13 protein-coding genes are annotated in these 9097 nt (G+C 46.7%); 2 read left to right on the forward strand and 11 right to left on the reverse strand.

Annotated elements, in window-relative coordinates:
* Positions 1-110 precede the first annotated feature (110 nt).
* The 10 genes from HMPREF1527_RS05435 to HMPREF1527_RS05495 all read right to left on the reverse strand — a co-directional run bounded on the left by HMPREF1527_RS05435 (position 111) and on the right by HMPREF1527_RS05495 (position 7264).
* Positions 111-293, reverse strand: coding sequence for a hypothetical protein (locus HMPREF1527_RS05435; RefSeq protein WP_016477697.1), 183 nt, complete (start codon positions 291-293; stop codon positions 111-113).
* A 388-nt stretch (positions 294-681) separates the two neighbouring features.
* On the reverse strand, positions 682-1173 hold the full coding sequence (locus HMPREF1527_RS05440) for a class I SAM-dependent rRNA methyltransferase (protein WP_016477699.1): 492 nt from the start codon (positions 1171-1173) through the stop codon (positions 682-684).
* The gene (locus tag HMPREF1527_RS05445; protein ID WP_016477700.1) at positions 1173-1541 is read right to left on the reverse strand and encodes a DUF4406 domain-containing protein; all 369 of its coding nucleotides are present in this window, start codon (positions 1539-1541) and stop codon (positions 1173-1175) included. The genes HMPREF1527_RS05440 and HMPREF1527_RS05445 overlap by 1 nt, the downstream gene beginning before the upstream one ends.
* 184 nt (positions 1542-1725) lie before the next feature.
* On the reverse strand, positions 1726-2148 hold the full coding sequence (locus HMPREF1527_RS05450) for a Lin1244/Lin1753 domain-containing protein (protein ID WP_016477701.1): 423 nt from the start codon (positions 2146-2148) through the stop codon (positions 1726-1728).
* Positions 2149-2157: 9 nt separating this feature from the next.
* On the reverse strand, positions 2158-2463 hold the full coding sequence (locus HMPREF1527_RS05455; protein WP_016477702.1) for a hypothetical protein: 306 nt from the start codon (positions 2461-2463) through the stop codon (positions 2158-2160).
* 160 nt (positions 2464-2623) lie between these two features.
* Positions 2624-3676, reverse strand: a complete 1053-nt coding sequence (locus HMPREF1527_RS05460; protein ID WP_016477703.1) for a site-specific integrase — start codon at positions 3674-3676, stop codon at positions 2624-2626.
* Between the two features lie 64 nt (positions 3677-3740).
* Positions 3741-3962, reverse strand: coding sequence for a hypothetical protein (locus HMPREF1527_RS07855; protein ID WP_016477704.1), 222 nt, complete (start codon positions 3960-3962; stop codon positions 3741-3743).
* 910 nt (positions 3963-4872) lie between these two features.
* Positions 4873-5388: a hypothetical protein gene (locus HMPREF1527_RS05480; RefSeq protein WP_016477708.1), complete on the reverse strand. Its 516-nt coding sequence runs from the start codon at positions 5386-5388 to the stop codon at positions 4873-4875.
* Positions 5389-6238: 850 nt separating this feature from the next.
* Complete coding sequence (locus HMPREF1527_RS05490; protein ID WP_016477712.1) at positions 6239-7006, reverse strand: phage antirepressor Ant; 768 nt, start codon at positions 7004-7006, stop codon at positions 6239-6241.
* Between the two features lie 9 nt (positions 7007-7015).
* Positions 7016-7264, reverse strand: coding sequence for a helix-turn-helix domain-containing protein (locus HMPREF1527_RS05495; RefSeq protein WP_016477713.1), 249 nt, complete (start codon positions 7262-7264; stop codon positions 7016-7018).
* A gap of 238 nt (positions 7265-7502) precedes the next feature.
* On the opposite strand from HMPREF1527_RS05495, the gene HMPREF1527_RS07795 reads away from it, so the two are divergent.
* Positions 7503-7856 (forward strand): hypothetical protein, encoded by a 354-nt coding sequence (locus HMPREF1527_RS07795; RefSeq protein ID WP_156825458.1) that lies wholly within the window; start codon positions 7503-7505, stop codon positions 7854-7856.
* 281 nt (positions 7857-8137) lie between these two features.
* Here the strand turns inward: HMPREF1527_RS07795 and HMPREF1527_RS07655 are convergent, their stop codons facing one another.
* Positions 8138-8332 (reverse strand): helix-turn-helix transcriptional regulator, encoded by a 195-nt coding sequence (locus HMPREF1527_RS07655; protein ID WP_084594825.1) that lies wholly within the window; start codon positions 8330-8332, stop codon positions 8138-8140.
* Between the two features lie 112 nt (positions 8333-8444).
* On the opposite strand from HMPREF1527_RS07655, the gene HMPREF1527_RS05505 reads away from it, so the two are divergent.
* Positions 8445-9089, forward strand: a complete 645-nt coding sequence (locus HMPREF1527_RS05505; RefSeq protein WP_016477715.1) for a LexA family transcriptional regulator — start codon at positions 8445-8447, stop codon at positions 9087-9089.
* Positions 9090-9097: the final 8 nt, after the last annotated feature.

Raw genomic sequence — 9097 nt, forward strand, 5'->3', positions numbered from 1 at the left:
TAAAGAAAAAGCGCACCACCTAAAAGTGATGCGCTGACTTCCGACAACTATCGCACACTAGCATATTTGCACAATTTGCGTTCAAAGTGTTCAGCAAAGAATTTCTTTGTCTATCTCCTTGGTTTCTCCATATCTTGTTTGATAAGGTCCTTTATGTATCCAGAACGGTTTTTTTGTGCGGTGAGATAGCTATATAGATCTGCTTCGGAAGGATAGAAGTTTATTGCCACTGTCTTAACATTGCGCTTCCGGTACTTTGCTGAAGCTCTCTTCTGCGCATCGCTTGTTGACATGCTATCTCTCCTTTCGGCGTATCCATCGATAGGCAATATGGGTAATTGCTACGGTTGCCAGTATGAGGATTATGTTGTTCATTGTCTGCTCCTTTTGTGGTAGTCTAGAGCTAGTTGGGGTACCAGCTGGAACTGATACCCCTTGGCTTAAAGTCCTTACTCTTTACCGGGGTGGGACTTTTTTATTTCCTCTGCAATCTTTTCGACTGCTACTGTGGTTACTGCTGTGAAGACTGCGAGGAATAGCTGCCATATCTTTTCTTCCATCTCTCACCTCCTCTCCTGCTATATATAGTATATAACTATTACCTATATATAGCAAGTTATTTTTATGTATTGGTTTACAATTTCTACACAATTGAAAGGCAGTAAAACACCACATTGGCCGCTATCCCTCATCGCTTCCAGCACCTTTGATGACCTTATCAAATCCAAGCGAGTCGCACGTCTCTAGTGAAACGTTTGTCATGGTGATGCACGTTGCTGCTGAACACCCTACAAGACTGCTGACCTCCCGTGTGCTCATGTGGCCGATATAGCGCCAGTAAAGCACGCTGGCATAGTCAGAGCCGAGCAGGCTCTCAATCCCTCCTGATCCTTTGCAATCCTTACCAAAGAGTACCTCGCAGGCAGTGCCTATGAGTGCATAGTCCTGCTCAAGCTGGCGGTGGAGTTTGCGCTCATAGTCGATGCGCTTATCAACCAATCCCATCACATCGTGGTTTGATCCAGGTGCTACAGCCGATGTGTATCTTTGAGCCTTAACCCCCTCTGACGCTTGCATGACCGAGAGTTCGCGCCAAGTTCTATCAGCCTCTGTTGCTGCGGCCCTGACACCTTCGAAGAACTCAAGCGCCGAGGCATACCCTCCGAACCCCATTACACACCAACCTCTGCCTTGAGTTTGTCTACTGCAGATTGGTCAAGATACACAATCTTCATATCGAGCGCTTCGGCAATAGACTGCTCAAGAGTCGAACCAGAACTTTCAAGTGATCCAGGCAAGCATACGAGCACACTGAAGGGATATTCAGCTAACACTCGAATGCATGTACGCATAGCTTCTTCCCAACTTATATCTGGGTTTATATCTTCAGTTGGGTTATATGCAACCTCAGCCCCTTCGTAGAGTAGCCACTTCTTAACTGCGTCGAAAGCTGGTTTGTTGCGATTCTCAACGCCGGTGACGGGACCTGAAATGAAGCACTGCTCTCCTCTGAAGACATCTTCTGGTTTCGTCTCGCTCATTGTTCACTCCTGTTCTGTTCTTTTTTCTTTCCAAAATCATTGATACATGTGTTCGCCTACTACTAGTAAGGTTTAGTAGTAAGTCTTTTCTTTATCTTTATCTTTATCTTTGTAATGCGATGTCGTATAACGGTCGTACTACGACCGTATATGCGGTCGCTATACGGTCGTATAAATATGCTGTTCATTGCTTCTTTTTTGCCCATCTATTAGACGCCGCTTTTGCTCCCGCAGCCCTCTTTTTACCAACCTGGAAAGCATTTTCAAGCATCCTCTCCGATACAATCCGACCATCGCGCAAGTACTCGGAATTGATGAGTCCAACGTCCGCGAAACACGATAAATTGCGCTCGACTTCTTCGAAACTTTCACACCAGAGATAGTCCATCAATGTCAAAATGTCTTCGTCATTTCTATAAGAGAGAATGTGTCCGTCAGTGAGTGCTAAGGCTTCACAGAGAAGCCAGAAGGTACATACGCCTTCTTTCCCCAGGCGAAAGCGCACACGCTTGATCTTCATATCATCGTGAGCATTTGAATCGTGCAGGAAGCTTTCAAGCGGACGAGCTGCCATAACATCGCTGTCATACATGTCTTGCTTTTTCATGATTTCTCCTTAAGCGATAATGCATTCGAGTATTTGATCTGTCGTCATAGGTCTTGGATCTACATAGTCGATGTCATCTAAGGGCATAACCTCAACCATGTCAGGCCAGCCGTAGGTAAGGCCATAGCGGCCGCAGGAGTCCTCGTTATAGGCATAGATGGCACTTATGGTCTCATTGCCACTACGAAAGAGCGTGCGCTCGATTACGTAGCGTCCGGAGCTTCCACGGTTCACACAATCTGACTTATCTTCCCAGTCAATGCGGCGCACCGAAAGAGCGTCCCTTAAACTCTGCATCGGTTCTGATATTTTCATCAAACATTAGTCCTTTCTAATGGCTTGACAGATAATTACTTCTTATCTGTCAAATAAAGACGGGTGCTAAGAGAACATACAGTTGAACAGATATTTTTAGTACTTTGTAAAAACTGCTAAAAAATGCCTATTGCAACTTATTGCAAATGCTCCTAAAAACTTAGCGTGCGTCTAAAAGTGTGCGTGAAACCCTCTCAAACGTCTCTGCAGCTGCTCTGTCACGCCCAGGGAGCACGTGTGCGTAGATTCTGAGGGTTGTGGCTTCATCGGCGTGTCCCAATCTTTCCGAAAGCGTTTTAAGATCGACTCCGTTAGCCAAGCACCACGAGGCATGCGTGTGCCTAAGTGAGTGAAACGTAATATTCGCCGGAAGTATAAGAGAGCGTCTCAAGTGTGTGAAAGAGCGTGAGACATTCGTGGGGCGTGCGTATGAGCCGTTAGCAGTAATTAGCGGCGATACTCCGCTAACATCCGTAAGAAAAGCTGTCTGAAGCTTTAGATAGCGGTTGATCATTAAAAGGTCTGAATCAGTTATAGCGACATTACGGCACTTCTTACCTTTTGTCACATCACGTCTATAGGGCTCTTTACGCGGCTCTTCAATGACAGTGCCACCAACGTGTATGTAGCCCTGCAGCCGGTTAACGTCTTTACGCCGAAGAGCACATACCTCGCCACACCTGAGACCCGTCCTAAGGGTCAACCATGCAGCGAAGGTGTGAGCAGCTTTGAGGGTAAAGGTATTGCTGGTAAAGGCTTTCTCAAGCTCTGTGGTAAGTGCATGATCTATTTCGGTGAAACTCCACTCTTCTAGTGTCGTTGCCTCGTGTATTTCTCGTGAGGGCTTGGCTGTATTAAAGAGCGGATTCGTCTCACATATTCCGCCTGCTGATACAAAATAGTTATAAGCTCCACGTAGAAACTGATGGAGACACATTACCGTGTTTCTCGAGAGATCCTCACCACCTGACTTAGTATCCTTTAGAAGCTGTTGCTCGAATGATGTAAAGTCAGATGATGTGAGCTCACGAGCATCAGCAGCGCCAAGGTAGTTGCTTATGTGGATTTTCGTGAAGGTCTTATACTGACGTATGGTATTGGGGCTCGCTCCGTTGTTCTTCTTAATATCGATATATTCGGCGAGAAGAGAGACGAGCTTAGTGCTTTTTACCTTGCCGTCTATAGTGAGATGAGCAGCCCACAGTTCGGCCATAGCTTGAGCTTCTGACTCGGTAGCGGCATCGGGAAATGATGTGTATGGCTGTATTGGTTTCCCATTAATATCTCTTCCGAGATATAGCCTGCAGCACCATATCCCTTTGGCGTTGCGTTTCACGATTGGCTTTTTCTGCATCTTCGGCTGCTTTCATAATGGGTTCTGGTGCTTGGCAAACTTCATCGGCGAGAATGCCGCAATAGTGCATACATGCTAGACGGAACTGGCTAAATACTTTTTCTATGTTTTCGATGGTCTGTGCAAGGGTTTCTTTATCAGTCATTTCTCCTTCTTCCTTTTAACACGAAGTCTGTATCTACTTTTGTATGCTATGCATGTAAGGGCACGTAAGATTAGACGCGTCTGTATCTCACCGGCGCGGGCCTTGCATATCCATACATCAGACATTCCAGGAGAAGATGCGAGGAGACATCTTGCATATATGCAATTTTCACAGCTACGCATTGCTCTTCCTCTCTCCAAAAGAGCAGAAGTCATCTAAATCGACCGGCATGGTAAAACAATCGAGACTACGAAGACGGGTGCATTGCTGCTGATCGTGCCTATGGTCTCCATCAAAATGGGAACTTAGATCAACTGTCTCTATGTACTTACAATCTCGACATCTCACAATTAGCTCGTCTGTGAGCCAATACCCACCGTTACCATCGGCGCCACCGACATATTCCTCTTCTTTCATCGCCCCTCCTCAACTAGTTGCTTGTAATACGCGATTGCTGCGTCGAAATCGTATCTGCATTTTTCGAGAGCTTGATTCGTGACATTACTTTGCAGGTATGCAATCAAACACTCATGCTTTGCTATCAACGCTTTCAAGTACAGTTCGTCAGCTGTTGGTTTGCGCCCAACCGTTGCTACGGGAACGCGGAAGTTGTTAGGCTTCATCTCGTATCACCCTTGCACCGCAGTTAGGGCAGAATGAAAAGTCCTTGTCATATATGTCTTCATGCCATCCAAAGTGACATTCGCTGCACGTCTTACAGGCATGGTATTTGTCTGATTGACCACAGATGACCACGTGACATGTAGGATCTATGAGGTCAGCAAGAACTTCCATAACTGATTTGGAGCCCCTCATTGCTCTAACGGTGCACTTGCAGATAATCTGTAACGCTTCGTCGGCGGTGTGCGCAGTGCTGTTTTCACGTAGCCGCTCTGCTATCTCTTGGCGCTCAGTCATTGCTATCACTAAGCTCTCGTATCTCCTTGGCGACGAGTCGCAAGTCATCAGCTATGACAGTTCCGCTGCTTCCAGCTGCTATCTCCTCAATCTCCTGTGCTATGCGCTCATACTCGCTGATAGGGTCAGCGTGGGTGATTTCACTTGGCTTGCGCCAAAAAGCGCGGAACCTCTCGGTATTACGGCGTATATATATTTCTATGCCAAAAAGTCCGATGTCGTCATATCTGATACTTGACACCTTGTAAACTTCACCGTCATACCAGACGGTATCACCAATGTGTATCGGTACGCCGTCTTTATCGCGTGGTAGCTCGATCATGTTCGACGTGTCGCAAAGGTCGAGGATGATAGAAAACATCGTTCGATTGTCATAATCTAAAGATTTGCCAATCGAAACGTCTTTGCCAGTTATTGCTCTGTAAAAAACCGTGTAATCTATGTAGTCTCTGTCTAGCTCGTCTTTCACTCTCCGCGTGATTTCCTCGCGCTCTTGTTTAGTCAGCATTATTGCTCCTTATTGTTTGCACGTTGTAAGCGCTTATTCCAGCCAGCTTTTAACGACTGCGTCCCATTGGTTGCGATTCCCAACACTTACGAGCCACTTTTCATATGTCCCGCGAAGTTCAATGGGGCAGCGAATCACAATCGAGTGAGGTGCAGTACTCCCCGATGGGGCCAAGAGCCTAACAACTGCTTCTTTTGGCTCCTGATGTGCGGATTGCTGTTTAAAATCAGTCAATTCCTCCGGAGTTACAACTCCGGAAAGTAATGGTTCCATAGCTAGTCCCATCTCATAGTGCCGGCTGCAATAACGCAGGTGAGCACAACTACCAAACATGACAACAAAATGGCTTCTCTCATATGCCCTCCTCAGCTTTAAGTTGTGACCAGAGCCACCAAACGCCATAGCCATAAATCAAAGCGATAAGGACGATTGATGGAATAAAAAGGACGTCCCAAAGATTAAGGACGTCCAAAAGGGGCTCTAAGAAGACCGAGAGAAGCAAGATTAAACAGAAGAGAAAGGCGTCTCTGTAACACGTTACTGCACTATGATCTTTCACTCTCGCTCACCACCCTTGCGCCGCAATGATGGCAATAATTTCCATCGGGTAAAGCCCTACCGCACATCGAGCAAACCACACGCCAGCCCTGCTCGCATGCTGTGCATGTTGGGTCTATAAGGTCAGCAAGGCGGTTACATAGCGCATAAATCCCATACCAAGGATCTTTCTTGCCGCCCACTGCTTGACAAAGCGACGTGTACCACAGAAGAATGTCATCTTTATTTTTACGGTGTGTAATTCTGACGTCACGTAGCCGTGCTGCTACCTCTTGACGCTCTTCCTTCGTAATCACAGCCATTCCTCCTTAAGCTTTTTCAAAAAATATGCTTGCCCTTTACCGGTAACCCTCGGAGTTCTTTTAATCATTGAGGATCCATCAGAGCGAGGGATTGTGGACTCCTTGATTCGGAAGAGCTCCATGTCCATTGCGTACTGAGTAGGGATGTTTCTGTGACTTCCGTATTTGCCTAGGTATCCGTTTTCTCGCATCCAGGCAAAAAGCCGGTTCTGACCGATACCGATACCGTTTTGACGCATCAGCTTTGCGAGCTCGCCTATAAGGATCGTGTCGTCACTTTCAGTTACCGCGTCATAAAACCATGCCTTTGGCATAAGAGTCCTCCTTTCGCTTTCTAGGTGCCGAATACGCTCGTCTCGTCGCTTGATAGTGGCGTCTGCCACCTTAAGGGCAAGGGCGAGTATGTCTTCTGGGGAATCATCAGCACGCGCTGCAAGGTATCCGCCGGTCTGATGTATGGCTGGCAGCACTTCATGGGTGACCCAGCGTTTGTATTCACGGGCTTCAGGTTTTCGAGAAGAGAAGGTAAGCGAAAGCAGTCCCGGAAATGTTACATAGGCTACTTCCTGCTTACCGCCAAGGGTGTGTGTTAAACGCACACCCTTTTCATCGTCGTCTAGGCGCCTAATTGCGGTCCTGTCGAGATCAAGAGAATCGGTTACGTCACGAGCTACAAACCAGGGTTCTTTATCAGTTGGCAAGACCCTCAGTTTTCCAAACTGGGCACTAGTAAAGATAGTCAAGGTATCTGTAGGCATGTACACCTCCTAAACGTTAAAAGGCTTGAGGGATGCAGCCCACGCAAGGACTGCATCTCGGTGATAGCGGTCATTTCTTACTCCAGGAAGGTGAAGCGCCGGAAGAGGATTTATTTCGCGCTTCGTCCACTCACGTATACGCTCCGGATGCACGCCCAAAAGACGCGCGACTTCAGGAACCGTGAGAAATACGTGAGAGACACTCACTGGCGTTACTGCCGGCTTTTTCTGTTCAGCTGGTATAATTACAGGGTCCATAGGGGACAACCTTTCGGACAAGCCCTTACATAGTGGCAGCTGTGTAAGGGCAACTTTTTGTTTCTAGCGTTGGTTTAGTTACGCTGTTGCATAACTTCCAATTGAAATAACAATCAAAAAAAGAGAAATACAGAGTGAAATCAGAGTCTGATCGTTTGTACCGAACAAAAAGCAAAAAATAGCAAAAATAAGTGAGATAATCGAGCCGATAAAAACAGCTATCTGAAAGTAGTGGAACGTGGATAATTTGCCAGACTTAACAAACATTCTGAAGTCGTTCAAGCCGCTCAATGTTCCGAAGTTTGACGTTCCGGACGTACACTTCTCTGCTTTAGATAGCTTTGACATACCCGAACAAAACATGCCAGATGTTGTTAGGCTTGGACCCTTGGAGGAACGGCTACACATAGATGAGCTGCTATCCACGCTTCGTGAGCAAGCAACTGTTTTACATGAACAAAACGATGCATTTCGTGAATATGTTTGCGATGCTGGAAAATCAGCTGTCGTATCACGTTGGATCTCACTGGCATCGCTTGCCGTTGCTTTTGTTTCCCTAGTCGTCATAGTAATCTCCTTTTGGCGACATTAGTATTCATTCAACCGCGGTTATTGGTGACCGCGTAACACCTGCACGCCCTCAGTCGTGCTCACAGTGGCAGCTGCGCCGGCAGTTCCCCTTGGGAGCTGTCAACACGCAGACAAAGGACGCTGCCGGATCCCCCGGTTTGCGCCGTTACGTCTGGTCTGTAATTGTCAAAGTACGTGTGCTGTGAGCACTCGGGGGCGCACTGTTGGCGAGAAGTGACGGCAGACAAAGGAGGCTAGATCTACGTCATCGAGTGCACACAGGGAGGATGAGAAACTTAAAGTTTAACTATCGTTATCACTGAAAAAAATTTCCTCAACGGAAACGCTGAAAAGCTTTGCTATACGTTTTGCATCTTCTACAGAAACACTATCTGGGAAAGCTTCCATATGCCTATATGTTGGTCTTGAAATGCCTAATCTTTCAGCAGCTTGGGCTTGTGTGTAACTTGCTGCTTTTCGTGCTTCAATAAGTTCCAAGGTGTCAAACCTCCTAACTTCTACTTATAGGTAGTCTAATTAAACATATAGTGAATGTAAAGAAACTTTTTCATAAAATATAGAAAAGCATTTAGTTTCAGATAGGAGTGCCATGAACGTTGCTCAGGCAATTAAAAAGCTACGTCTTGAACACGACATGACGCAAGAAGAACTTGGAGAGATTGCTGGGGTGTCAGCGATAGCTGTCTCTCAGTGGGAAAATGAGAGAGCAGTTCCTCGTATGGGCGCAATCGAGCGGATTGCAAATTACTTTCACGTTACTAAAGGCAGCCTTATTGATGGCGATACAAGCTCTTCTCGTCCTGCATCGGCTATCACTCCCACGCCCTCAAGAATTGCTTACGCACCGCTACTTGGGAGAGTGCATGCCGGAGACGCTCAAGAGCCTGTCATACTTGATGAGCAGATATCTGCTCCCTATGAAGTAATGAAGCATCGACCAAATGCATACTTTTTGGAAGTAGAAGGTATGTGCATGGGCAATGTATATCCTGAGGGCTGCTATGTTCTCGTAGACCCGGATGTAGTGCCGCAGAACGGCTCTATCGCCGTCGTGTCTATTGATGGTGCTGACTATGTCATGAGAAGGTTTTATCGTGGTGCCAATACGCTTGTACTTTCTCCTGACACGTATGTAGAGGGATTTGAGGATATCGTAGTAAGCAATCCGGAAGATCATGAAGTAAAGTTTGCCGGAGCTGTCGTTTGGTTTCAGGCAGCTAGGGAAATGGAATAGATTGGGGA

The sequence above is a fragment of the Atopobium sp. oral taxon 199 str. F0494 genome (assembly GCF_000411555.1).
In the GTDB taxonomy this organism is placed as follows: domain Bacteria; phylum Actinomycetota; class Coriobacteriia; order Coriobacteriales; family Atopobiaceae; genus Lancefieldella.